This window comes from Manganibacter manganicus, from assembly GCF_002075885.1.
Classification (GTDB): Bacteria; Pseudomonadota; Alphaproteobacteria; order Rhizobiales; family Rhizobiaceae; genus Mesorhizobium; species Mesorhizobium manganicum.
This window is the reverse complement of the sequence record NZ_MDET01000023.1, coordinates 148,125-170,513: the sequence shown is the minus strand read 5'-3', so window position 1 is coordinate 170,513 and position 22,389 is coordinate 148,125. Positions and strand designations below refer to the sequence as shown.

The 22,389-nt window shown below is 63.0% G+C and carries 22 protein-coding genes; 9 read left to right on the top strand and 13 right to left on the bottom strand.

The annotated features are described in order from the left end of the window. Positions 1-52: 52 nt before the first annotated feature. Entirely contained in the window at positions 53-1,021 is a 969-nt protein-coding gene (locus BFN67_RS15120; RefSeq protein WP_080920381.1) for an HlyD family secretion protein, read from the bottom strand. Next, a complete protein-coding gene (locus BFN67_RS15115) occupies positions 1,018-1,701 on the bottom strand; it encodes a CerR family C-terminal domain-containing protein (RefSeq protein WP_080920380.1) in 684 nt (227 codons plus the stop codon). Before BFN67_RS15115 ends, BFN67_RS15120 begins: the two co-directional genes overlap by 4 nt. Positions 1,702-1,872: 171 nt before the next feature. Between BFN67_RS15115 and BFN67_RS15110 the strand changes: the two genes are divergently transcribed. Beyond that, complete coding sequence (locus BFN67_RS15110) at positions 1,873-2,346, top strand: CYTH domain-containing protein (protein WP_080920504.1); 474 nt, start codon at positions 1,873-1,875, stop codon at positions 2,344-2,346. 10 nt (positions 2,347-2,356) lie between these two features. Here BFN67_RS15110 and BFN67_RS15105 read toward each other — a convergent pair whose 3' ends face one another. From BFN67_RS15105 to BFN67_RS15090, 4 genes are all read right to left on the bottom strand, one after another. Continuing rightward, positions 2,357-4,084: a SulP family inorganic anion transporter gene (locus BFN67_RS15105; RefSeq protein ID WP_080920379.1), complete on the bottom strand. Its 1,728-nt coding sequence runs from the start codon at positions 4,082-4,084 to the stop codon at positions 2,357-2,359. A 145-nt stretch (positions 4,085-4,229) separates the two neighbouring features. Next, the gene (locus BFN67_RS15100) at positions 4,230-4,487 is read right to left on the bottom strand and encodes a helix-turn-helix domain-containing protein (RefSeq protein ID WP_080920378.1); all 258 of its coding nucleotides are present in this window, start codon (positions 4,485-4,487) and stop codon (positions 4,230-4,232) included. A 94-nt stretch (positions 4,488-4,581) separates the two neighbouring features. Next, positions 4,582-5,265 carry a phosphatase PAP2 family protein gene (locus BFN67_RS15095; protein WP_080920377.1) on the bottom strand — a complete coding sequence of 228 codons (684 nt, stop codon included), beginning with the start codon at positions 5,263-5,265 and terminating at the stop codon, positions 4,582-4,584. Beyond that, positions 5,262-6,419 (bottom strand): flavin-containing monooxygenase, encoded by a 1,158-nt coding sequence (locus BFN67_RS15090; RefSeq protein ID WP_080920376.1) that lies wholly within the window; start codon positions 6,417-6,419, stop codon positions 5,262-5,264. Before BFN67_RS15090 ends, BFN67_RS15095 begins: the two co-directional genes overlap by 4 nt. Positions 6,420-6,563: 144 nt before the next feature. Between BFN67_RS15090 and BFN67_RS15085 the strand changes: the two genes are divergently transcribed. Next, positions 6,564-7,604, top strand: a complete 1,041-nt coding sequence (locus tag BFN67_RS15085) for a phosphatidylglycerol lysyltransferase domain-containing protein (RefSeq protein ID WP_080920375.1) — start codon at positions 6,564-6,566, stop codon at positions 7,602-7,604. Between the two features lie 3 nt (positions 7,605-7,607). Here the strand turns inward: BFN67_RS15085 and BFN67_RS15080 are convergent, their stop codons facing one another. From BFN67_RS15080 to BFN67_RS15065, 4 genes are all read right to left on the bottom strand, one after another. After that, a complete protein-coding gene (locus BFN67_RS15080; protein WP_080920374.1) occupies positions 7,608-8,369 on the bottom strand; it encodes an ABC transporter permease in 762 nt (253 codons plus the stop codon). Beyond that, positions 8,366-9,292 carry an ABC transporter ATP-binding protein gene (locus tag BFN67_RS15075; RefSeq protein WP_080920373.1) on the bottom strand — a complete coding sequence of 309 codons (927 nt, stop codon included), beginning with the start codon at positions 9,290-9,292 and terminating at the stop codon, positions 8,366-8,368. Before BFN67_RS15075 ends, BFN67_RS15080 begins: the two co-directional genes overlap by 4 nt. Before the next feature lie 123 nt (positions 9,293-9,415). Beyond that, on the bottom strand, positions 9,416-9,751 hold the full coding sequence (locus tag BFN67_RS15070; protein WP_080920503.1) for a DUF1330 domain-containing protein: 336 nt from the start codon (positions 9,749-9,751) through the stop codon (positions 9,416-9,418). Positions 9,752-9,854: 103 nt separating this feature from the next. Then, positions 9,855-10,175 carry a hypothetical protein gene (locus BFN67_RS15065; RefSeq protein WP_080920502.1) on the bottom strand — a complete coding sequence of 107 codons (321 nt, stop codon included), beginning with the start codon at positions 10,173-10,175 and terminating at the stop codon, positions 9,855-9,857. Positions 10,176-10,342: 167 nt separating this feature from the next. On the opposite strand from BFN67_RS15065, the gene BFN67_RS15060 reads away from it, so the two are divergent. Next, entirely contained in the window at positions 10,343-10,615 is a 273-nt protein-coding gene (locus BFN67_RS15060) for a PepSY domain-containing protein (RefSeq protein ID WP_139789195.1), read from the top strand. Between the two features lie 27 nt (positions 10,616-10,642). On the opposite strand, the gene msrA is transcribed toward BFN67_RS15060, so the two are convergent. From msrA to BFN67_RS15045, 3 genes are all read right to left on the bottom strand, one after another. Next, the gene (gene msrA, locus BFN67_RS15055) at positions 10,643-11,377 is read right to left on the bottom strand and encodes a peptide-methionine (S)-S-oxide reductase MsrA (RefSeq protein WP_139789194.1); all 735 of its coding nucleotides are present in this window, start codon (positions 11,375-11,377) and stop codon (positions 10,643-10,645) included. A gap of 116 nt (positions 11,378-11,493) precedes the next feature. Beyond that, complete coding sequence (locus tag BFN67_RS15050; RefSeq protein ID WP_080920499.1) at positions 11,494-12,528, bottom strand: TadE/TadG family type IV pilus assembly protein; 1,035 nt, start codon at positions 12,526-12,528, stop codon at positions 11,494-11,496. Positions 12,529-12,670: 142 nt separating this feature from the next. Next, a complete protein-coding gene (locus tag BFN67_RS15045) occupies positions 12,671-12,958 on the bottom strand; it encodes a hypothetical protein (RefSeq protein WP_139789193.1) in 288 nt (95 codons plus the stop codon). A gap of 219 nt (positions 12,959-13,177) precedes the next feature. On the opposite strand from BFN67_RS15045, the gene lepA reads away from it, so the two are divergent. From lepA to olsA, 6 genes are all read left to right on the top strand, one after another. Beyond that, positions 13,178-14,989, top strand: coding sequence for a translation elongation factor 4 (gene lepA / locus BFN67_RS15040; protein WP_080920371.1), 1,812 nt, complete (start codon positions 13,178-13,180; stop codon positions 14,987-14,989). 992 nt (positions 14,990-15,981) lie between these two features. After that, a complete protein-coding gene (locus tag BFN67_RS15035; protein ID WP_080920370.1) occupies positions 15,982-18,009 on the top strand; it encodes a hydantoinase/oxoprolinase family protein in 2,028 nt (675 codons plus the stop codon). A gap of 153 nt (positions 18,010-18,162) precedes the next feature. Next, entirely contained in the window at positions 18,163-20,337 is a 2,175-nt protein-coding gene (locus tag BFN67_RS15030; protein WP_080920369.1) for a malate synthase G, read from the top strand. Positions 20,338-20,356: 19 nt separating this feature from the next. Continuing rightward, positions 20,357-21,028, top strand: coding sequence for a tRNA (adenosine(37)-N6)-threonylcarbamoyltransferase complex dimerization subunit type 1 TsaB (gene tsaB, locus BFN67_RS15025; protein WP_080920368.1), 672 nt, complete (start codon positions 20,357-20,359; stop codon positions 21,026-21,028). Positions 21,029-21,030: 2 nt separating this feature from the next. Then, on the top strand, positions 21,031-21,525 hold the full coding sequence (gene rimI, locus BFN67_RS15020; protein ID WP_080920498.1) for a ribosomal protein S18-alanine N-acetyltransferase: 495 nt from the start codon (positions 21,031-21,033) through the stop codon (positions 21,523-21,525). 9 nt (positions 21,526-21,534) lie between these two features. Next, complete coding sequence (gene olsA / locus BFN67_RS15015; protein ID WP_080920367.1) at positions 21,535-22,344, top strand: lyso-ornithine lipid O-acyltransferase; 810 nt, start codon at positions 21,535-21,537, stop codon at positions 22,342-22,344. Positions 22,345-22,389: the final 45 nt, after the last annotated feature.

Genomic DNA, 22,389 nt, shown 5'->3' with positions numbered 1-22,389 from the left:
CGGGACCCGAGCCTTGCCAGTGTTGCGGAGCAGTTCTGCCTGGGCGCATGCCTTAATCCCCAACTGCCGATTGCCGATTGCCGATTGCCAAGTCTACATCGACGATCTGCCCCGGCTGGAGCCGCGTGGCGTCGCCCTGCGGTCTGGCCTCGACCAGGTAGACCAGCTTCTGCCGGTTCTCGAGCGAGTAGATCACCGGCGGGGTGAATTCCGGGTCGGGCGAGACATAGCTGACGCGCGCCTTCAGGCCTGCCCCGCAGCCGTCGCAATGCACCGAAAGCAGGGTGCCGACCTTGACCGAGGAGAATTCAGCCTCCGAAATATAGACGGTGAGCTTGACCGCCCCGTCCGGCAACATGGAAAGAACCGGCGCTGTCGGGCCGGCCGTGTCGCCCGGATTGCGGATGACGTCATCGATGCGCCCTGCCGCCGGCGCCGTCAGCGTGCGTTTGGACAGCCGCCATTTCGCCTGATCGAGCGCGGATTCGGCCTGATCGACCTGGTTTTGCGCCGCCTCGATCTCTTCCGGCCGCGCCGGCAGCTTGCCGACGGCAAGATTGGCCTCGCTCTGGCCGATGGCCGCTTGCGCCACCTCGGCTTTGGTCGCGGCATCGTCATATTGCGCCTGGCTGGCGACACCGCGTTTCAGGAGATCTTGAGTGCGGGAGAGCGTGCGCCGCGCATCGTCGGCCTGCGCCCTGGCCGAGCGCACGGCGGCCTCCAGTACCGCGATCTCCTCCGGCCTCTTGCCGATCTTGAGATTGGCGAGTTGCGCCTCGGCTTCGGCAAGTGCCGCCTGAGCCTGCGCCACGGCAATCTCTGCGTCGTCCTTTTCCAGTTCGACCAGTTTTTCGCCCGGCTTGACGCGGTCGCCGCGCTTGACCGCGATACTTTCCACCTGCGCGACCTCGTTCGGCGCCAGAAGCACATAGTCTCCCTCGACATAGCCGACAGCCAAAGGGGCCGGAGCACAGGAGGAAAAAAGCTGCATGGCGAGCGGAAGGGCGCACAGAAAACTCATGGGGCATTCCTCATGCGGGCCGCCAATATGGCTTCGAGATTATCGGCGGCTACCGACGCCACCTTGGCGGATTCGGCCGTGCCCATGGCCTGCCAACCCATCCGGCGCAGCACCGCTTCGCGGCCGATGCGGAAATAAACGACTTGCCCGACGAGGGTGAACACGGTGAGCCGCGCGCGCTCGCTTTCGGCCGGTTCCCCGGTGGCGCTTTCCCACATCATGCACAGCCGCCGGTGCATGGGTTCGAACACACCGTCATAGATCCGGTCGAGCGCCGGGCTCGGCTGCGCCATTTCGCGCAGGATGAACTGCACGATCTCGCCGGCCTCCGGGCTCGCGACAATGAAGCCCACCATCTTTTCCAGCATGTTGCGCAATTGCGCCCGCGCCACTTCCGGGCCAAGCGACACATCCGGCGACTGGTTGAGGGCCTGATCGGCGACCGCCTGGACGGTTTGCACGATATGATCGGCCGCGGCGATCCGCAAACCGTCCTTGCTGCCGAAATGATAGGCGATGGAGCCGATATTGGCCTTTGCCGATGCTGCGATCTCGCGCGTCGAGGTGCCGTCGAAGCCCTGCCTGCCGAACAGGTCGAGCGCGGCGATGACGAGCGCCGCGCGGGTCGCCTCCGCTTGCGAGGGTGGGGTCTTGCCGCGAACGATCGGTGCCTTGCTCATAACAGAATTTAATCAATCGATTGATTAAATGTCAATGGATATATTCGGAGCCGATTAGGATTCACGTTGCGAGCAAGCAATGATTCCGGACGCTCATAGAATTGGACGCGTTGTTCCGGCCGGCGTGGCGAAGGTTGATTTGCCGCTGCCGCCGCGCTTTATTCGCCCATGATGGTGAAGGAAATCGAGCGCAAGTTTCTGGTCAGGGACAATACGTGGCGCGAGGCAGTGCACAAGCGCATCGCCATTGTTCAGTTTTATCTGGCGATTTCGGCCGAGCGTTCGATGCGCATTCGCGTCAGCGACGGCCGCAAAGCCAAGCTCACGCTCAAATTCGGCAGCGATCTCGCCGAGCGTGACGAGTTCGAATATCCAGTGCCGCTGGGCGACGCCGCCGAGATGGAGGCCTTCGCCATCGGGCGGATCATTCGCAAGACACGCCATCATGTGCGCCATGAGGGCTATCTCTACGAGGTTGATGTTTTCGGCGCCGAACTGGAGGGCCTGACCGTGGCCGAACTGGAGACTCCGGACCGCGTACCGGACGAGCTTTTGCCCGCCTGGCTCGGCCCCGAGGTGACCGGCCAGTTGCGCTATTCAAACGCGTCGCTTGCGCTCAATGGTTTCCCCGAACCGGTGCATTGACCTTCGCCATTCACGCCGGTTGCGCCGTTGCCAGGCTGGCTCGCGCCTCTTCGATGGTCGCGGCGTAGGTGGCGAGCGGCGCCTTGACGCCGTGGCTGGTCAGCATGCGTCGTGTCTGCGCCGTTGTGCCTGAAATGACGAAGTGCACGCCGGCACGGTGCGCCTTGCGTGCCGCGCCGGCAATGACATTGGCAGCGGTGGAATCGAGAAACGGCACCGCCGAGCAGTCGAGAATGAAATTCCGGCGCTGGTCGGCAATGCGGTCCAGAACCGTGGCGACGGTGGCTGCCGCGCCGAAGAAGAACGCCCCCGAAATCCGGTAGATCACGGTGTCGGGATCGGTGGCGGTGGCCGGGTCGTAGGCGACGCGATCGCCGTTTTGCGTGTCGGCGAGATCGTCGATGGCCGGAGGCGCATGTGCCTCGACCGCGACCGAGCGCGCCATGCGGCCGATGAACAGCAGCGCGCCGAGCGCGAAGCCGACGACGATGCCGGTGGTGAGGTCACGCAGGACGACCAGCGCGAAGGTAACGATGAGCACCGCCGCGTCGCCGCGCGAGGAGCGGATAAGCGCCGCGAAGGCCGGCTTTTCCACCATGTTCCAGGCAACCGTTGCCAAAACCGCGGCAAGGGCGGCGAGCGGAATGTAGCTGGCGAGCGGGGCCGCCACCAGCATGAAGGCGAGCAGAAAGAGCGAATGGAAGATGCCGGAGGCCGGTCCGTGCGCGCCGGCGCGAATATTGGTCGCGGTGCGCGCGATCAGCCCGGTTACGCAAAACCCGCCGAACAGCGCCGAGCCGATATTGGCGGCACCTTGCGCCACCAATTCGCAATTGGAACGATGGCGCCGCCCCGTCATGCCGTCGGCCACCACCGCTGAAAGCAGAGATTCAATGGCGCCGAGCAGGGCGAACGAGGCGGCATCGGGCAAAAGGTCGATGATCCTGTCTACGCTCAAGGCCGGCAGCGAGGGCTCGGGCAGCATGCGCGGTATGCCGCCGAATTGCGTCCCGATCGTCGCCACCGGCAGGCCGAACACCGCCGTTGCCAGAGAAGCGGCGGCAACTGCGATCAGCAGGCCCGGCCAGGAGGGGCGCCAGCGCTTCAACCCGACGATGAGGCCGATGGTGAGAACCGCGACCGCCACCGCCGCGGGGTTGGTCGTGCCTGCCGCCCTGGCGAGCGCCGCCAGCCGGGCAAGGAACTCGCCCGGCTCCTTGCCCGGCAGCGTCAGTCCGAAGAGGTCGTGTATCTGGCTGGACAGGATGATGACCGCGATGCCGGCGGTGAAGCCGACCGTAACCGGATAGGGGATGAATTTCACATAGGCGCCCAGCCTGAGATAGCCGGCGGCGATCATCAAAATGCCGGCCATCAGCGTTGCCAGGATAAGTCCGTCGATGCCATGCCGGTCGACGGTCGAAGCGACCAGCACGATGAAGGCGCCGGCAGGTCCACCGATCTGGAAGCGGCTGCCGCCCAGAAGGCCGACGATCGTGCCGCCGATGATGGCGGTGAACAGGCCGTATTCAGGCGGAACATGCGAAGCGATGGCGATGGCCATGGACAATGGCAGCGCCACGATGGCGACGGTCAGGCCGGCTATGATGTCGGCCTTGAGTTGGGCGGCGTGATAGCCCTCGCGCAGCACCGTCACCAGCTTGGGCGTGAACAGTTCCGCAAAGCTCGGCTTCGCCTCTCGCCCGGTTTCATGGCTCCGCGGCCGGTTCTGGTTCATGGCAAGACTGTCTCCGCTGCCTCAGGGCGGCGGCATCGTCGGCCGAAACAGCTTTTTCGATGGCCGCTGCCACATCGACTGCTGCTTGTATGTCGGCGGTCGCCGTCGCGAAATCATGCCGACCCTTTTGCGGGAGGCCGCGTGGCTATTGCGGCGCGGAGCCTTTGAGGCGCACGCCCCTGCCGCCGCGTTCGCTCGCCTGGTTCTCGCCGATCAGTTCCACCCCGGCCCCGTCGAGCGCCTGGATGACCTTCATCAGCGTATCGACCACGCCCCGCACCACGCCGTCGCTCGCTTCCATTCGCTGGATGGTGGGAAGCGAGACGCCGGCCCGTTCGGCAAGCGTCTTCTGGTCGATGCCGGCCAATGCCCGCGCGGCGCGCATCTGCGCTGTTGTGATCATTGGCCAGACCTCCTGTTTGAGTCTGCAATGTCAATATATGATACAGTCATTGTGATGTGTCAAACATTAGTATGCATAAATTACGCATATGCCGCTATGCATCTTTCCGGCCTTTTTCCTGAAGCCAGCGCGCGGCCAGCCAGCACAGCATCGCCCATGCGAAGCCCGCGCACCAGCCGCCCAGCACGTCGGATGGCCAATGCACACCGAGATAGAGGCGGCTCAACCCGACCAGAAGTGTCGTCAGCAGGGCCAGCCCCATGACATAGACCTTGGCGAGGCGGTGCGGCAGGAAATGCGCGGCGAGCGCGCCTAGCGTCAGATAGGTCACCGCCGACACCATGGCGTGGCCGCTCGGGAAGGACGGCGTGTGGACCGCGACCAGATGTGAAACGATCTCTGGCCGTGGCCGGCCGACGCCGTATTTGAGCAGACTTGCCAGCATCTGCCCGCTGACGATCGCCACGAAAACGAACACCGCGGACGCGCCCCGTCGGATGAGCAGCAGATAGGCCACGACCGAAAGCATGGCCAGCATCAGCACGATGGTGCTGCCAAGGCTGGTTATGTCGCGCACCGCACTTGGCAGCCAAAACGGCCCGAGCGGCTGGTCGGGCTGTCCGGCGACGCGCAAGGCGAGCAGGATCCGGCTGTCGAACGCCGGAGGAATGGTATGCCCGGCGATCTGCATGCACGCCACAAACCCCAGCAAGCCGCCTGCCACGACAGCCCAGGCGATCAGCACGTTCGGTTCGACCTTGCCGAAGGTAGTTTTCATGAACGTCTGGCGTCCTTCTGGATGCGCGCGACAATGGCCCCGGCCTGCTGCGTTGCGGCGTGGAAGTTGCTGATGATGCTGGGCCGCATGCCGATGAACCACAGGCCCTTCTGGCCTGTCGGCTCTGCGCCGGTTGCTTTAGGCACGCCGTTTTCGTCGAGCACGCCAAGCGCGCCGACCATCTCTTCCAGCCCGGTGCGGTAGCCGGTGGCGGCGATGACGATCTCCGGTTCGATGCGCGTGCCGTCCGCCAGCACCACCGCCGTGCCTTCGAAGCGTTCAGCCGCGCCAACAAGCTTGATGCGCCCGGCCTTGATGGCGGCAACCGCGCCTTCGTCCACCGATAAAGCGATCTGGTTTTTCTGCAGGCGGGTCGCTCCGCCCTGGGCGGGTCTGGGCAGGCCGTAGCGCCTGAGATCGCCGAAAGCGAAGCGCTGGGTGGCACCGATCACGGCATCGGCCAACCATAGAGGCAGCCGCGCCATGACGGTGCCGAAACGGTTCACCGCGATATTGCCGATGCGTTTCGGCAGGACGGCCGGCCCGCTGCGCACGGCGAGCCACATCGGCCCGGTGTCGACCCTGGCCAGATGGTTAAGCACGTCGAACCCGGAATTGCCTGCGCCGATCACCAATATGCTCTTGCCGGCAAAGGCTGCCGCCGTGCCGAAATCGGCGGCATGGATGATGCGGCCGGCAAATGTCGCCTTGCCCGCCCAGTCCGGCAGCCATGGAATGCGGTCGCGCCCGGTGGCGATGATGACATTGGACGCCTGGCGCGGGCCGGCGCTGGTGTGGACGGTCCAGTTTCCGTCAGCGCCGCGCTCGATGCGCGTGACGGCGGTGCCGAATTCGACGGTGAGATCGCGCTCGGCGGCAAACGCCTCCAGATAGCCGACAATGACGTCCTTGTGCGGATAGGCGACGGTTCCCGCCGGATATTTGAAGCCGGGCAGGGTGGAAAGGTTGCGATGCGTGTTCAGAGTCAGATGCGCGTGCCGCTGCCGCCATGGCTCGGCCAGGCGCGGTTCTTTTTCGAGAACCGTATAGGCGATGCCATGTCTCGCCAGCGTGTCGGCCATGGCCAGGCCGGCCGCGCCCGCGCCGACCACGATCACCGGGGCATCCAGCGCCGCTCCGATTGTTGCTGTCATGCCTCGAATAAATCCCTTGGCGCTCGTTGCTCAATGAAGGTTGCATCTATGGGCGCGGCGGGCGATTATGACAAGGGTTCGGGCGGCAATACGGCGGCAGCCGATTCGGCGTCGCAACGTAGATTTCGCTCCCGGTGAGTTTTCATGCCTTCCTTGCGCCGCTACATCGACAGCCTTCTCGACGGGCGCGCCGTTCGGGTCCCGGAGGCGGACCTGTCGTTGCGGCAGCGCCTCGATCTCATAGCGCAGCATGGCGATTTTTCGCTGGCCTATTCCACGGCCACGCAAGACGGCACATCCTATTTCGGCGATGCTCGGGGCTACATCGCGTTTCAGACCAAGATGGGTCGCCATTTCGCGCTGGCCGACCCGATGGCGGAACCTGACGCGCATGCGGATTATATTCGCCGCTTGATCGAAGCGGCCGGGCGGCCATGGTTCGTGCAGGTCGGCGAGCGTACCGCGCGCATCCTTTCCAGCCTCGGCTACCAGGTCGGAAAACTCGGTATCGACACCAGGCTCGTCCTGCCGGCGCACGATTTTTCCGGCAAGCGCAACGAGACGGTGCGCTATTCCGAGCGCTGGCTGGGCAGGAACGGCTATGAACTGATCGAGGACGACGGAACTGCCGTGCCGGTGTCGGAGGTCGAGCAGCTTTCAGTGGAATGGCGGGAGGGGCGCATTGTGCGCCGCCGCGAAATGGCATTCCTCAATCGTGCCTTCTCGGCGGTGCCCGGCGAGGGCATGCGCCGCTTCATACTTCTCGGTCCCGACCGCAGACTGGTGGCGCTGCTCGATTTCGACCCGCTGTATAGCGGCGGCAAGGCAATCGGCTACACCACGGCGTTCAAGCGCAAACGGGCCGATGCCAGCCCGCATTCGGAGGTCGGGCTGACGAAATTCGCCGTCGATCGCTTTCGTGCCGAAGGCCGCGCGGTGGTGACGCTCGGCCTGTCGCCATTGGCCGCGATCGAGCCGAGCGGCTTTGCCGAGAGTGCGTTCTGGCGCGAGGCCTTCCGCCGTGCCTACGATTCCCGGCTCATCAATCGCCATCGTTTCAATTTGCAGGGGCAGGCCGCCTTCAAGCGTCGTTTCCATGGGCAGGAGGAGCCGGTCTATATCGCCTTTCCCAAGGCCGGCCCAATGGACATGCTGGCGTTGCTGCGCTTGCTCAAGGCGATCTGAAAATCAGGTGCGCAGCCGGTAGCCGGTCTTGAAGATCCAGGCGATGACGGCAATGCAGGCGACCAGGAAGGTCAGTGTCATGCCGAGGCTGATGCCGATCGAGACATCGGCGGTGCCGAAGAAGGCCCAGCGGAAGCCGCTCACCAGATAGACCACCGGGTTGAACAGGGTGATGGTGCGCCAGATGCCCGGCAGCATGTCGATCGAATAGAACGAGCCGCCGAGGAAGGTCAGCGGCGTGACGATCAGGAGTGGCACGAGCTGCAATTGCTCGAAGCTGCCCGCCCAGATACCGATGATGAAGCCGAACAGCGAAAAGGTGACGGCGGTAAGCACCAGGAAGGCGACCATCCAGACAGGATGTTCGATATGCAGTGGCACGAACAGCGCCGCCGTGGCCAGGATGATGAGCCCGATCACAATCGACTTAGTCGCGGCCGCGCCGACAAACGCCGTCACGATCTCGAGATAGGAGATGGGCGCGGAGAGCAGTTCGAATATGGTGCCGACGAACTTCGGAAAATAAATGCCAAAGGCGGCATTTGAGACGGACTGGGTGAGCAATGACAGCATGATCAGCCCCGGCACGATGAAAGCGCCGTAGCTCACCCCGTTGACCTCGGAAATGCGCGAGCCGATGGCCGCGCCGAACACCACGAAATAGAGCGAGGTGGAAATTACAGGCGACACCACGCTTTGCAGGATGGTGCGCAGCGACCGCAGCATCTCGACCTTGTAGATCGCCCATACGGCGCGATAGTTCATTGCGTTTTCCTCACGAGGTTGACGAAAATCTCCTCCAGTGAGCTGTTTTCGGTGTCGAGGTCGCGAAACTGGATGCCGGCCTTGCCGAGATCGCCGAGCAGCGAGGCGACGCCCGGCCGTTCGGCCTGGTTGTCATAGGTATAGGTCAGTGTCGTGCCCTCGGGCGAAAGGTCGAGTTCGTAGCCGTTCAGCGCGGCCGGAACAGTGCTGATCGGTTCGCGCAGTTCGAGCTTCATCTGCTTGCGACCGAGCTTGCGCATCAATTCGGTCTTTTCTTCCACCAGGACGATCTCGCCGTGATTGATGACGCCGACGCGGTCGGCCATTTCCTCGGCCTCCTCGATGTAATGCGTGGTCAGAATGACGGTCACGCCGCTGTCGCGCAGGCTGCGCACCATCTGCCACATATCCTTGCGCAATTCGACATCGACGCCGGCCGTCGGCTCGTCGAGGAACAGGATTTTCGGCTCATGCGCCAGCGCCTTGCCGATCATGACGCGGCGCTTCATGCCGCCTGAAAGCGTGATGATCTTGGCGTCGCGCTTGTCCCACAAGGACAGGTCTTTCAGGATCTTGTCGATGAAGGCCGGATTGGCCGGCTTGCCGAACAGGCCGCGGCTGAAGGCAAAGGCGTTGCGCACCGTCTCGAAGGCTTCCACGGTCAGTTCCTGCGGCACGAGGCCGATCAGGCTGCGCGCGGCGCGATAGTCGCTGGAAATGTCGTGGCCGTCCACCGTGACGGTGCCGCCCGTGCGGTTGACGATGCCGCATACGATCGAGATCAGCGTCGTCTTGCCGGCGCCGTTGGGACCGAGCAGGGCGAAGATTTCGCCCCGGCGGATGTCGAGATTGATGTTGTTGAGCGCGGTGAAACCGCTGGCATAGGTCTTGTTGACCCCGGAAATCGAGATGATAGAAGGCATAGATGAAATTTCCCGCTGGCGGGCTGAAAATGGGGTGTGCTTGTAGCCGCTCTATGTCGGTGCGCACAACCGGATTGCAATACCGCTCCTGACATTTCCAGCCAAACGCCGTTAACCGGGCTGTTATGCCGGCAACAAGGCTTTCAGCACATCGGTTGCGCGATGCGGTTCCTCGACACCCTCGATCAGCAGGATTTCGCCATCGGCATTGCGTGCCCTCAGCGGCGCAATCGCCCGATAGGCTGGCGAATTGTACCAGTTCCGGGCGGCCTTGAGGCTCGGAAAGGCAATGACGATCAGGTCTCCGCTCCATTTGCCCTCGACACATTGCGCCGTTGCGCCGTGGATCAGGAAGACGCCGCCGAAAGGCTCCAGCGTGGCGTCGATACGTTCCAGATATTCGACGATCTCGTTGCCGACATTAACGTTGCGAAGATGACCGATTGCATAACCGCACATGATGTTCTCCTTGTTGCGGGTGTGGGCGCAACCATGCCGCGGTGAATTCGTTCGATCGATTACCTCACAGGTCATATTTTCAAACCGGAACCTGCGTGCAACCTCATTGCTTTGGTGGTTGGGCCGGTATCTCGCCGGGCTTGATGACGGGTGTCTTGCCCTGGTCCGGCGCGGGCTTGGTCATGCCGGTGTCGCCCGTGGCCGGCGGCTTGAGCACGCCGTTGCATGGATCGAGCTTGCCGGTCAGGCTTTCGCCGTCGCCGGCCTTGCCGTTTTCGACGGGTTCTTGGCTTTCCGATTCCGGCTGAACCTTGCATTTCTCGGCCTGTGGCTCCGTTTGACCGGGCGCCGTCTCTTCGGCGGCCAAGGCCACCGCGGGAATTGCCAGCGCCAGCATCAGCACGCCTGTCAGTTTGGCTCTCATGGTCTCATCCTTCAGCACGCATTGTGAACCTAAGCCGCCCCGCCACGAATGGTTCCGCAAGTGATGCCGGAACTATTGCGGCATCCAGTGAGTTGAAATCCGGCACGCTGGCGGCAACACTATGCGGCGGCGGGATTCAGAAACGTTTTGAGGGATTTGAAAGAGCCATGTTGAAAAGATTGTCCGCCGGCGCCGTGGCGTCCTTTCTTGTCTTGGTCATGGCGGGCGGCGCTTATGCCGCCGAAGCGCGTGTGCCGCCGCAAAATGCCAAGAAGCTTTCCGAGATCATCGCCAAGGTCGAGCAGCGGCAGGATTTTCAATATGTCGGCGAGGTCGATTGGGAGGACGGCGCCTATGAGGTCACCTATTACACGACCGATCACGCCAAGGTCGAAATGAAGTTCGATCCGGTGACGGGCGAGCCGAAAACGCTGCGCTGACGGGAAGCGCCGGGGCGGCAATTCCGCTCAATCTGCCGCCTGGGCCATCACCAGAATCGGCTTTTCGCGGAAAAGATCGGGGAAGGTGCTTTTCAGGTTTCCGATCTTCGGCAGGTCGTTATAAACGATATAGGGATAGGTCGGGTTCCGCTCCAGGAAATCCTGGTGATAGGCTTCCGCCGGATAGAAAGTCTTGCCCGTTTCGACCGTGGTGACGATCGGCCTGCCAAATGCCCCGGTCTTGCCGAGCTGCGCGATATAGGCTTTCGCCACTTTCTTTTGCGCCGGCGTCTCGGCGAAGATCGTCGAGCGATACTGCGTGCCGCGATCCGGCCCCTGATAGTTCAGTTCGGTCGGGTTATGGGCGACGGAGAAATAGATCTGCAACAGCCGGCCATAGGTGATCTTCGACGGATCATAGGTGATCTCGACCGATTCGGCATGGCCGGTACGGCCTGAACTCACCGTCTCATAAACGGCACTGTCCTTGCTGCCGCCCGCATAGCCGGAAACCGCCCTGGTCACGCCCTTGACGTGCTGGAACACGCCCTGCACGCCCCAGAAACAGCCGCCCGCCAGAACAGCGGTCTCGGTGCCGGCGGCGGGCTTTTCGTCGATCGCGGGCGGTGGGATTTTCACCGCATCCTCGGCGGCGAAGGCCGGCATGGTGCACAGTGAGACGGCCGCGAGCGCAAACGCTGCAAGCATGGCCCGGATCGGCCTGCCCGACCGGCAAGAGATGGTATTCGTCAGGTCCGTCATGGCTGCAATGGCTTCCTGCTCTGGGATATTCACTGCAACGATAATAGACCGGACGGGCGGCATATGCTCGTCACAATGGCGTGCGGGATACCTGGCGCATGGACACGTCCGCGTGACTATTGCGTCAGGCGCGTGTCCGAGCCCATCTGGCTGAAATCGCACTTGCCGGTGACCTTGTAGAAGAAGTCGGCGTTCTTCACGTCCAGCGATGGCGGATTGTTGCCGCCGTCCTCCCACGCCTGCGAACTCGTCTGGCCGCACGGCACGGCGGTGAAGATGTCCACGGCCTCGTTCTTCCTCACCTGGACGCCGTCCAGATACATGAAATTCGACGTTTTCGGATCATCCGATTTTCTGGTCGCCTTGTCCCCGCTGGTGACATCCATTTGCAGATAAAGAGATTGCATCTTGCTGACGTCGATTGTCGCGCCGCTTCCATATTTTGAATCGAACTTGCAGGTGGTGTAGAGGCTGCCATCCCTGAACGTGTTGGCGGTGGAGTTTTTATTGTTGCTGGATGACGTGCAGATTTCCTGCTGCCTGATGACGTTGAACTTGCCGTCTTCGTCAGGCGTGTACACGGTCGTCGTGCCATAGCCCTTGTCGCCACCTTTTCCATTATATTCGTATTTGATCTGCATCAGCCCATTGGAATTTTTCTCATCCGGCTTCGAGCCGTAAAGCGTGATGGTCTTGTTCCAGTAGCCGGAAGCCTTGTCGATCTTGAACGTTGCCTCGATGAGCCTCGGCTTCTTGACCAGTTTTGACGTCACGTCGATCGGCACGTCATGGATCATCGCCATGCTCATGAATTGTGTCGGCATCGCGTAGCCTGCCGAGGCGCTGATGCGCAGCGTGCCGTCGGCATCGAACACGGCAGAGGCCAGTTCGGCCGTTCCCCTACCGCCATTGGCCGCGTAGTTTGCCTGAAGCTTTACCTGCCGATCGTCGTCGGTTGCCGTACGCGGCATGCCGATCAGCGAAAGGGTTGCCGCGTCCAGCGCGTTCTGCATGGTCGAATGTGTGGAAACCGCCGAGGAGTAATCCGTCACAAGGCCGACAGCCAGCAGCAGCGGCACGGCGGTGATGGCCATGATGGGAGCGAATGAACCGCTTTTGCAGCGGAGAAAGCGGCGGCAGGCGTTGCGCATGGTTCCCTCGTTCGGCAACAACTGCGCATACATTAGCAAAGGGAAGAAAAAGAGCCGCTAACCGGATGGATAAAACTTTAGCGACCCGCCGGCAGGGACGGGCCGCACCAGCACGATGGCCGTCGCGAAGCTGGAAACGATTTCAGTTGTTCGTGGGTTCTGCCGGCTTCATCGAATCGGTCTTCATCGTCGAGTCATCCGTTTTCATCATATCTCCCGTCTTCATCGATTTCTCGCAATCGGCCTTTTCCTTTTTCGTCATCGCCTTGCCCATGCAGTCGTCGTTCTTCATCTTCTGCGTCTGCATCGTGTCGGTGGATTTCATCGAATCCGTCTTCATGGAATCGGCGAAAGCAGGTGGCGCGGCAAAGACGGCAGCAGAGGCCAGGGCGAAGGCAAGCGAGGGAAGCGTCATTCGGTGGGCAGGCATGGCGGTGTCTCCTATGGGCTGGCCGCTCTGATATGGGCGGCTGACTGTGCCGGTTCGCCCGCCACATCCGGTCCGTTACGCGCATCACCCGAATATGATGCCGAAAGCCGCGCCAATGCAGGGCCGCAAGCCATCCTCCAGCTCACTGTTATTTTTGCCGCATCGGCCAACCGAAATCCGGTTTCCACTTTTCGCGCGAATGCTTTATAGGCCGCGCGCATGAGCACACCGATTTCGCATATCCGCAACTTCTCCATCGTCGCCCATATCGACCATGGCAAATCCACGCTCGCCGACAGGCTGATCCAGTTGACCGGCGGCATGGACGCGCGTGAAATGGCCGGCAAGGAGCAGGTTCTCGATAATATGGACATCGAGAAGGAGCGCGGCATCACCATCAAGGCGCAGACCGTGCGCCTGAAATACCGCGCGCAGAACGGCGAGGATTACATCCTCAACCTGATCGACACGCCCGGCCATGTCGACTTCGCCTATGAGGTCTCACGCTCGCTCGCCGCCTGCGAAGGCTCGCTGCTGGTGGTTGATGCCAGCCAGGGCGTCGAAGCGCAGACGCTGGCCAATGTCTATCAGGCCATCGACAACGACCACGAAATCGTCGTCGTCCTGAACAAGATCGACCTTCCCGCCGCCGAGCCCGAGCGCATCCGTGAACAGGTCGAGGAGGTCGTCGGCATCGATGCCAGCCAGGCCGTGATGATCTCGGCCAAGTCCGGCATCGGTATCCCGGACGTGCTGGAGGCCATCGTCCACCAATTGCCGCCGCCGCGCGAGGGCGATGCCTCGAAACCGCTCAAGGCGATGCTGGTCGATAGCTGGTACGACGCCTATCTCGGCGTCATCGTCCTGGTGCGCGTCATCGACGGCGTCATGAAGAAGGGTCAGACCATCCGCATGATGGGCACCGGCGCGAAATATCCGGTGGAGCGCACCGGCATGTATACGCCCAAGATGCTCAATGTCGAGGAAATCGGCCCCGGCGAGTTCGGTTTCATCACGGCGTCCATCAAGGAAGTGGCCGACACCCGCGTCGGCGATACCATCACCGAGGACAAGCGCCCCACCGAAAAGGCGCTGCCCGGCTTCAAGGAAGCGCAGCCGGTGGTGTTCTGCGGCCTGTTTCCGGTCGATGCCGCCGATTTCGAGGATCTGCGCGCCGCCGTCGGCAGGCTTCGCCTCAACGACGCGTCCTTCTCCTATGAAATGGAAACGTCCGCCGCGCTCGGCTTCGGCTTCCGCTGCGGCTTCCTCGGCCTGCTGCATCTGGAAATCATCCAGGAGCGGCTCGAGCGCGAGTTCAATCTCGACCTCATCGCCACCGCGCCGAGCGTCGTTTACCAGATGCATCTCAGCGACGGCACGATGAAGGAACTGCACAACCCGGCCGACATGCCGGATATCGTGCGCATCGACCATATCGAGGAGCCGTGGATCCGCGCCACCATCCTGACGCCGGACGACTATCTCGGCAGCATTTTGAAGCTTTGCCAGGAAAGACGCGGCATCCAGGCCGACCTTTCCTATGTCGGCAAGCGCGCCATGCTGGTTTACGACCTGCCGCTCAACGAGGTTGTGTTCGACTTCTACGACCGGCTGAAATCCATCTCCAAGGGCTACGCCTCCTTCGATTATCATCTGACCGACTATCGACAGGGTGATCTCGTCAAGATGTCGATCCTCGTCAATGACGAACCGGTCGACGCGCTGTCGATGCTGGTGCACCGCACGGCGGCAGAAAAGCGCGGCCGCGCCATGGTGGAAAAACTGAAGGAACTGATCCCGCAGCACATGTTCAAGATTCCGATCCAAGCGGCCATCGGCGGCAAGATCATCGCCCGCGAAACGATTTCGGCGCTGCGCAAGGACGTGACGGCCAAATGTTATGGCGGCGACGTTTCCCGCAAGCGCAAGCTGCTCGACAAGCAGAAAGAGGGCAAGAAGCGCATGCGGCAGTTCGGTAAGGTCGACATCCCGCAGGAAGCGTTCATCCAGGCCCTGAAAATGGGGGACTGAGCGGTTCGGCCCTTTGGGGCCGAACGCTTGGACCCCGGTGGGCCTATGCGAGCGTGACGCCGGCGTGGCCGGCTCCTCAGCATGAGGAAGGTGGGTGCGGCTGCATCTTCTGAGCTTGGAGAGCCCGGCACCACCTCGCCCTTATTTTAGGGTAAGGACGATTGCAGTTGGAACAGTGCGTCGTTCGAGACGGCAGCTACGCTGCCTCCTCACGATGAGGGAGGTGAGTGCGCCGCCTTAAGGCAAATATGCGCTACCCCCGCCCTCATCCTGAGGTGCGAGCTCCTGAGCTTGTCGAAGGGGCGAGCCTCGAAGGACGAGGGCGGCTCCAGTTCGCGTGGATGGAAATTTATCGCCTGCCGTAATCGATAAGAATAAATCCGTTGCCAATCAGGCGCTTGCCCCGTTAACGACGGTTTCCTTCTCCCGCTTTGTCCACACCCGTCATCTCTCCCCCATAATCCGCCTCAGCAGCTTGCCAGCGGGAACGGGTGTGCACACTCGAGCATCCAGGCAAGTGTGGCGCCGGGTGTGTTATCCGTAACAGTGAACGGAACCCCCCGGCCCGAACCGGACCTGTGTTGCTCGCGTCCGCAAATGGGCGATGGGCCGGGAAAGGCAAGGGTAGAAACGCCGGCGGCGCATGGCGGAGCGTCACTACTTAAATCATCAGGCGCAATGCCATGCGCCGTCTCCCGACCTTTCACCCTTGAAAGGTCAGTTCTTTGAAATGGCCAGACGGCGAAAGCCGGGCGTGGCAACGGTGAAGTGCGGCCTCAAGCCAGCGTCTGGCCATACGGGGTCCCCGCCAGCGACGAGCGCAGCGAGCGAGCTTAAGGGCGGGGCATGAACAAACAGGGCCGAAAGGCAGCGTGGCAACGAATATGCCTGATTGCGGCGCTGCCACGCCTGTTTCCGTCGCTTGGCGTGTTCCGCCCGCCCTGCATTTGGTCTAAAGCCGGGCAAGATTATCGCCTGTCCCGGATTTCGCCATGACTGCCACCCCTTCAAACGGCCCTCTTTTCCTCGGTATCGACACAGGCGGCACCTATACCGACTGCGTGTTGTGGTCGGAGGGCGGCGGGGAAAAAGGCACCGTGCACGCCAAGGCCAAGGCGCTGACCACCCGTCACGATCTCGCCGTCGGCATATCGGGTGCGGTCGGCAATGTGCTGGAGCACGCGGCGGTCGATCCGGCCGATATCAAGCTTGTGTCGATGTCCACCACGCTCGCCACCAATGCGCTGGTCGAGGGGCAGGGCGGACGCGTCGGCCTCGTGATGATCGGCTTCGGCACAGACGATATGGCCCGCGACGGGCTGGCCAAGGCGCTCGGCACCGATCCGGTGGTATTTTGCCCCGGTGGCCACGATGTCCATGGCAATGCCGCCGATCTCGACCTTTCGGCGCTGGAGGCGGCGCTGCCGGAACTGGCCGAGACGGTGTCGGGCTTCGCGGTCTGCGCCTATTTCGCCACCCGCAATCCCGAGCATGAAATCGCTGCCCGTGATCTGATCCGCGAGAAGACCGGCCTGCCGGTCACCGCCAGCCACGAGCTTTCGGCAAGGCTTGGCGGGCCGCGTCGCGCACTGACCACGCTGCTCAACGCCAGGCTGATCGCCATGATCGACCGGCTGGTGGCGGCGACCGAAGGGTTTTTGGCCGAGCGCGGCATCGAAGCCCCGCTGATGGTAGTGCGTGGCGATGGCGCGCTGATCTCGGCGGCCTTCGCCCGCCAGCGGCCGATCGAGACGATCCTGTCCGGCCCGGCTGCCAGCCTCGTCGGCGCCCGTCACATGACCGGGCTGGATAATGCCGTGGTGTCCGACATCGGCGGCACCACCACCGACGTCGCGGTGCTCGATCATGGCCGGCCGCGGCTCGACCCGGAAGGCGCCACCGTCGGTGGCTTCCGCACCATGGTCGAAGCGGTTGCCATGCGCACCTTCGGTCTTGGCGGGGATTCGGAAGTCGCCTTGCAGGAAGGCGTGCTGAACCCGCGCCTGATCCTCGGGCCGCGCCGGCTGGTGCCGCTGTCGCTCGCCGCCGCGCAACATGGCGAGGTTGTGATAAAGGAACTGGAGCGGCAGTTGCGCGCCCCCAATGCCGGCCGCATGGATGGCCGCTTCGCCTTTCGCACCGGCGTGCCGGAACGGCTCGCCGCCGGGCTCGGCAAATCCGAGGCAAGGCTTTACGCCGACATCACCGCCACGCCGCAGCCGCTCGACCGGCTGCTCGCCTCCAGCGCCCAGAACGCCACGCTGAAACGGCTGGTGGCGCGCGGGCTGGTGCATGTTTCCGGCTTCACGCCTTCCGATGCCGCGCATGCTCTGGGCCGCCAGTCGAACTGGAACGCCGAGGCGGGGCGGCTTGGCGCCGAACTTTTCGCCCGCAAGCGCGATCCGAAAGGCAAGGAACTGGCGGATTCACCGGAAGCGTTCTGCGAGCGGGTCCTGCGCTCGCTCACCCGCTGGTCGGCCGAATACATACTGGAAACCGCCTTTGCCGAGGACGGGCTGGACGGCGCCTCGACGGTGGCGCATGCCCTTGTGCAGCGTGCGGTGGATTCGTATCCCGGCATCGTGCGGCTGTCGATGGCGCTCGACCGCCCGGTGATCGGGCTGGGGGCGTCCGCGCCGCTGCATTATACCGGCCTGCCGGCACTGCTTGCCAATGAGTGCATCGTGCCGGAAGACACCGATGTCGCCAATGCGCTGGGCGCGGTCGTCGGTCAGGTTCGGGTGACGGCGGAGGTCAGCGTCAGCCAGCCGGAGGAGGGGCTGTTCCGCGTCTCGTCACCCGCAGGCTTGCAGGATTTCGACGCCGAAGAGCCGGCTATCGCCGCCGCCCAGGCCGAGGCCCGCGCCACTGTGGCCGACCGCGCCGCCGAGGCTGGTACCGACGAAGCCGAGATCGACGTCCATACCGACTATCGCGTCTCGGTGGTGCAGGACAGGCGCATGTTCGTCGAAGCGCACATCGTGGCCACCGCTTCAGGGCGTCCGCGCATCGCCATGTGAGCGGACGGGTTTCCCACGGGCCGTCGCAGGCATGTGGTGATGCGTTGTGAACGGTTGGCCTGACCCTGGATGGAATTGACCCTTCCTGTCTGGCATGTCAAAGCCCAACCGCGCCGGTCACGGGCCGGCGGGTATTTCTTTGGAGAACGGCCGATGACTGATCGTATCGCGGTGGCGGGGTTGCAGATTGCCCGCGAGCTTCACGATTTCATCGCGAAAGAGGCGCTGCCAGGGACTGGCGTAAGCGAAGAGGCGTTCTGGGAAGGCTTCGCGGCCATCGCAAATGAGCTTGCGCCGAAGAATCGGGCGCTGCTGGCAAAGCGCGACGATTTGCAGGAAAAGCTCGACCGCTGGTATCGCGAAAACGGCGCTCCGGTCGACATGGAGGTCTACAAGACCTTCCTCGGCGATATCGGCTATCTGCTGCCGGAAGGCCCGGACTTTACCGTCACCACCGAAAACGTCGATCCCGAAATCGCCGTAGTGGCCGGGCCGCAACTGGTCGTGCCGGTAATGAATGCGCGTTATGCCCTCAACGCTGCCAATGCGCGCTGGGGTTCGCTTTACGATGCGCTTTACGGCACCGACGCCATTCCCGAGACCGACGGTGCCGAAAAGGGCAAGGCGTTCAATCCGAAGCGCGGCGAAAAGGTCATCGCCTGGGCGCGAAATTTCCTCGATGAGAGCGCGCCGCTGTCAAGCGCGAACTGGGCCGACGTCACCGGGTTGGCAATCGCCGGCGGCAGACTGGCGGTAACCACAGGCAAGGGCGCGACCGGCCTGAAGGATTTGAGGCAACTTGCCGGCTATCGCGGCGAGGCGTCGAGCCCCGATGCGGTGCTGCTGGTCAGGAACGGGCTGCATGCCGAGATCGTCATCGACCGCAGCAACCGGATCGGCAAGGACGATCCGGCCGGCATCGCCGATGTCGTGCTCGAAGCCGCGATGACGACGATCCAGGATTGCGAGGATTCGGTCGCCGCCGTGGATGCCGAGGACAAGGTCGTCGTCTATCGCAATTGGCTGGGCCTGATGAAGGGCGATCTCACTGATACTTTCGACAAGGGCGGGCGACAGGTTACACGCAGGCTGGCCCCTGACCGCGTCTATAACGCGCCGGATGGTGGCGAACTCGTCCTGCCCGGCCGCTCGTTGATGCTGGTGCGCAATGTCGGCCATCTGATGACCAATCCGGCGATCCTGCTGGCCGATGGCTCGGAAATCCCGGAAGGCATCATGGATGCGGCGATCACGGGGCTGATCGCCTTGCACGACGTCGGCCCGAATGGAGGGCGCAGGAATTCCCGCGCCGGCTCCATGTATGTGGTCAAGCCCAAGATGCACGGACCGGAGGAGGTCGCCTTCGCGTCGGAGATATTTGCGCGCGTGGAACGGCTCGTCGGCATGAAGCCCAACACGATGAAGATGGGCATCATGGACGAGGAGCGGCGCACCACCGTCAATCTCAAGGAGGCGATCCGCGCGGCGAAGGAGCGTGTGGTGTTCATCAATACCGGCTTCCTCGACCGTACCGGCGACGAGATACATACCTCGATGGAAGCCGGCCCGATGATCCGCAAGGGCGACATGAAGCAGGCGGCCTGGATTTCCGCTTATGAGGCATGGAATGTCGATATCGGCCTGGATTGCGGGCTTTCCGGTCATGCCCAGATCGGCAAGGGCATGTGGGCGATGCCCGATCTGATGGCGGCGATGCTGGTCGAGAAGATCGCGCATCCGAAGGCCGGCGCCAATACCGCCTGGGTGCCGTCGCCGACGGCGGCGACCCTCCACGCCACGCACTACCACAAGGTCGATGTGAAGGCGGTGCAGGAGAAGCTGAAAAACCGGCCGCGCGCGAAGCTGGACGATATATTGTCGGTGCCGGTGGCGACACGCCCAAACTGGACACCGGACGAGATCCAGCGCGAACTGGATAACAATGCACAGGGCATTCTCGGCTATGTCGTGCGCTGGATCGATCAGGGCGTCGGCTGCTCCAAGGTGCCCGACATCAACGATGTCGGCTTGATGGAAGACCGCGCCACGCTGCGCATTTCCTCGCAGCACATCGCCAACTGGCTGCATCATGGCGTGTGTACGCGCATCCAGGTGACGGATTCGCTGGAACGCATGGCGGCAATCGTCGACCGCCAGAATGTCGGTGACCCGCTATACCAGCCAATGGCGCCGGATTTCGAGAACTCGATTGCCTTCCAAGCGGCCTGCGACCTTGTCTTCAAGGGGCGCGAGCAGCCCAATGGCTATACCGAGCCTGTGCTGCATGGCAGGAGGCTGGAACTCAAGGCGCGGCGGAGGAGTAGCTGACGGCCATGCTAGCGGCGCCATGATCCTAGCCATCGATTGTTCCGCCAGCCTGTGCGCCGCCTGCATCTATGACGAGCGGGCGGGCAGGGAACTTGGCCGCAATGTCCTCGATCTCGGCAAGGGGCACGCCGAACACCTGCTGGTGGTGATCGCCGAGGCACTGACGGCTGCCGGCATCGCTTATGCCGATCTTTCCGCCATCGCCGTCTCCGTCGGTCCCGGTTCCTTCACCGGCGTTCGGGTCGGCGTGGCCACCGCGCGCGGCCTGGCGCTGGCCCTGAATATCCCCGCCATCGGCGTGACCACGCTGGAAGCGCTGGCCTCAGAGGCGCGCGAGAGCTTTGCGGGCCGCGCAGTGCTTGCGGCCATGGATGGCGGACGCGGCGAAATCCATGCGGCGCTCTATGACGCAAACGGAAGCGAGCGCGTCGCGCCTGCCGTTCTCACGCTGGACGACGCAATTGCCGCCGCCGGCGATCTGTCGCCGGTTCTTGTGGGAACCGCCGCACAGGCGATTGCCGAAGCCGCGGTTGTCGATTTGGATATCGCCTCACAAGCGGCCACCGCCGACATTGCCGTCTATGCCCGTGTTGCGGCCGGCAAGGGAAGCGACGGCGAAAAGCCGCGTCCGGTCTATCTGCGCGAGGCCGATGCCAAGCCGCAGGCAGGTTTCGTGTTGCCGAGGCGATGACGATGCGTATTCCGTTTCTGACACCGCGCCGGCGCGACTACGCGCTCCTACCCCTGGAAGTAGCGGATAGTGCCGCGCTCATGGAACTGCATCGCGAGGATTTCGTGCGGCCGTGGAGCGATGTCGAGTTCTCGACGCTGTTGGAGCAGGACACGGTGTTCGGCTATGCCGCCCGCGAAATCGGCCGTGGCGGTGCGGCGCCGGTCGGTTTCGTCCTTGCCCGGCACGCAGCCGAGGAAGGCGAGATCCTCACCGTTGCGGTTTCCCGCAGTCATCGCCGCCAGGGCATCGGCTGGCAATTGATGGATGCGATCCTGCGCGAATTGCATGGCAGGCGTGCCGAGGCGCTGTTTCTGGAAGTGGATGAGACCAATTTGCCAGCCATTGCGCTTTATCGTCGCCTCGGCTTTCGCGAGGTCGGCAAGCGGCCGAACTATTATCGCTCGACGGAGCGTGGGCCGACAGGTGCGCTGGTCATGCGCCGCGATCTGCGTTAGCCGGCCCGCATGATCGGCAAACTTCGAAGCATTCTCGCTCTTGTCATGATCGCGCTGAGCACGCTTGTGCTGGCTCCGCTGCAATTCTTTGCGATGAAGACCGGTCTTTGGCCGGAGACGGCGATCCTGAAACTGTGGCACCGTTGCATGGTGCGGGCGCTTGGCATCCGCGTCCATTCCATCGGTCGGCTTTCCGCCAAGCGACCGCTGCTCGTCGCCTCGAACCATATTTCATGGACCGACATCATGGTTCTCGGCTCGCTCGCCGACGTCCGGTTCATCGCACGCGCCGACATGGAAGGCTGGCCGCTGATCGGCAGCCTGTCCAAGCTTCAGCGCACCGTCTTCATCGAGCGCGAGCGCAAGCGCACGTCGGGCGATCAGGCCGGCGAGATCGCGCGCTGCCTGGCCAATGGCGATGCCATGGTGTTGTTTCCCGAAGGCACGACGGGCGACGGCAACCGGATCCTGCCCTTCAAGACCACATTGTTCGGGGCGGCCTCCATGGCCGTTGCCGACGGCACCATGGGGGAGGTGTTCATCCAGCCCGTGGCCATCGCCTATACCCGTTTACAAGGCGTGCCTCTGGGGCGCAGGCACCGTCATATTGCTGCATGGATTGGCGACGAAGACCTGATGCCCCATCTGAAGGTGTTGCTGGCGCGCGGCGGGCTCGATGTGGAGGTGCATTTCGGCGAGCCAATAGCGTTCTCGAAAGGTTCCAACCGCAAGGAGATAGCGAGGCTGGTCGAGCAGCATGTGCGCGCCATGATGCAGGGAGCATTGCAGGATCCTCAACCCAGCCGTCCACGGTCGTGAGTGGAAGCGGCTGTTTTTCGAACGGAAAAGGCGTTAGAAGCCCGG

Excerpts from the sequence above, each read along its gene's own strand:
- BFN67_RS15045 (WP_139789193.1), bottom strand. The coding sequence starts at position 12,958 with ATGCCTGCCCACCGAATGACGCTTCCCTCGCTTGCCTTCGCCCTGGCC.
- BFN67_RS15070 (WP_080920503.1), bottom strand. The coding sequence starts at position 9,751 with ATGTGCGGTTATGCAATCGGTCATCTTCGCAACGTTAATGTCGGCAAC.
- BFN67_RS15105 (WP_080920379.1), bottom strand. The coding sequence starts at position 4,084 with ATGAACCAGAACCGGCCGCGGAGCCATGAAACCGGGCGAGAGGCGAAG.
- BFN67_RS15115 (WP_080920380.1), bottom strand. The coding sequence starts at position 1,701 with ATGAGCAAGGCACCGATCGTTCGCGGCAAGACCCCACCCTCGCAAGCG.
- BFN67_RS15035 (WP_080920370.1), top strand. The coding sequence starts at position 15,982 with ATGACTGCCACCCCTTCAAACGGCCCTCTTTTCCTCGGTATCGACACA.
- rimI (WP_080920498.1), top strand. The coding sequence starts at position 21,031 with ATGCGTATTCCGTTTCTGACACCGCGCCGGCGCGACTACGCGCTCCTA.
- BFN67_RS15030 (WP_080920369.1), top strand. The coding sequence starts at position 18,163 with ATGACTGATCGTATCGCGGTGGCGGGGTTGCAGATTGCCCGCGAGCTT.
- BFN67_RS15075 (WP_080920373.1), bottom strand. The coding sequence starts at position 9,292 with ATGCCTTCTATCATCTCGATTTCCGGGGTCAACAAGACCTATGCCAGC.
- lepA (WP_080920371.1), top strand. The coding sequence starts at position 13,178 with ATGAGCACACCGATTTCGCATATCCGCAACTTCTCCATCGTCGCCCAT.
- BFN67_RS15095 (WP_080920377.1), bottom strand. The coding sequence starts at position 5,265 with ATGAAAACTACCTTCGGCAAGGTCGAACCGAACGTGCTGATCGCCTGG.
- olsA (WP_080920367.1), top strand. The coding sequence starts at position 21,535 with ATGATCGGCAAACTTCGAAGCATTCTCGCTCTTGTCATGATCGCGCTG.
- BFN67_RS15090 (WP_080920376.1), bottom strand. The coding sequence starts at position 6,419 with ATGACAGCAACAATCGGAGCGGCGCTGGATGCCCCGGTGATCGTGGTC.
- BFN67_RS15085 (WP_080920375.1), top strand. The coding sequence starts at position 6,564 with ATGCCTTCCTTGCGCCGCTACATCGACAGCCTTCTCGACGGGCGCGCC.
- BFN67_RS15060 (WP_139789195.1), top strand. The coding sequence starts at position 10,343 with ATGTTGAAAAGATTGTCCGCCGGCGCCGTGGCGTCCTTTCTTGTCTTG.
- BFN67_RS15080 (WP_080920374.1), bottom strand. The coding sequence starts at position 8,369 with ATGAACTATCGCGCCGTATGGGCGATCTACAAGGTCGAGATGCTGCGG.
- BFN67_RS15120 (WP_080920381.1), bottom strand. The coding sequence starts at position 1,021 with ATGAGTTTTCTGTGCGCCCTTCCGCTCGCCATGCAGCTTTTTTCCTCC.
- BFN67_RS15050 (WP_080920499.1), bottom strand. The coding sequence starts at position 12,528 with ATGCGCAACGCCTGCCGCCGCTTTCTCCGCTGCAAAAGCGGTTCATTC.
- msrA (WP_139789194.1), bottom strand. The coding sequence starts at position 11,377 with ATGACGGACCTGACGAATACCATCTCTTGCCGGTCGGGCAGGCCGATC.
- BFN67_RS15100 (WP_080920378.1), bottom strand. The coding sequence starts at position 4,487 with ATGATCACAACAGCGCAGATGCGCGCCGCGCGGGCATTGGCCGGCATC.
- tsaB (WP_080920368.1), top strand. The coding sequence starts at position 20,357 with ATGATCCTAGCCATCGATTGTTCCGCCAGCCTGTGCGCCGCCTGCATC.
- BFN67_RS15065 (WP_080920502.1), bottom strand. The coding sequence starts at position 10,175 with ATGAGAGCCAAACTGACAGGCGTGCTGATGCTGGCGCTGGCAATTCCC.
- BFN67_RS15110 (WP_080920504.1), top strand. The coding sequence starts at position 1,873 with ATGGTGAAGGAAATCGAGCGCAAGTTTCTGGTCAGGGACAATACGTGG.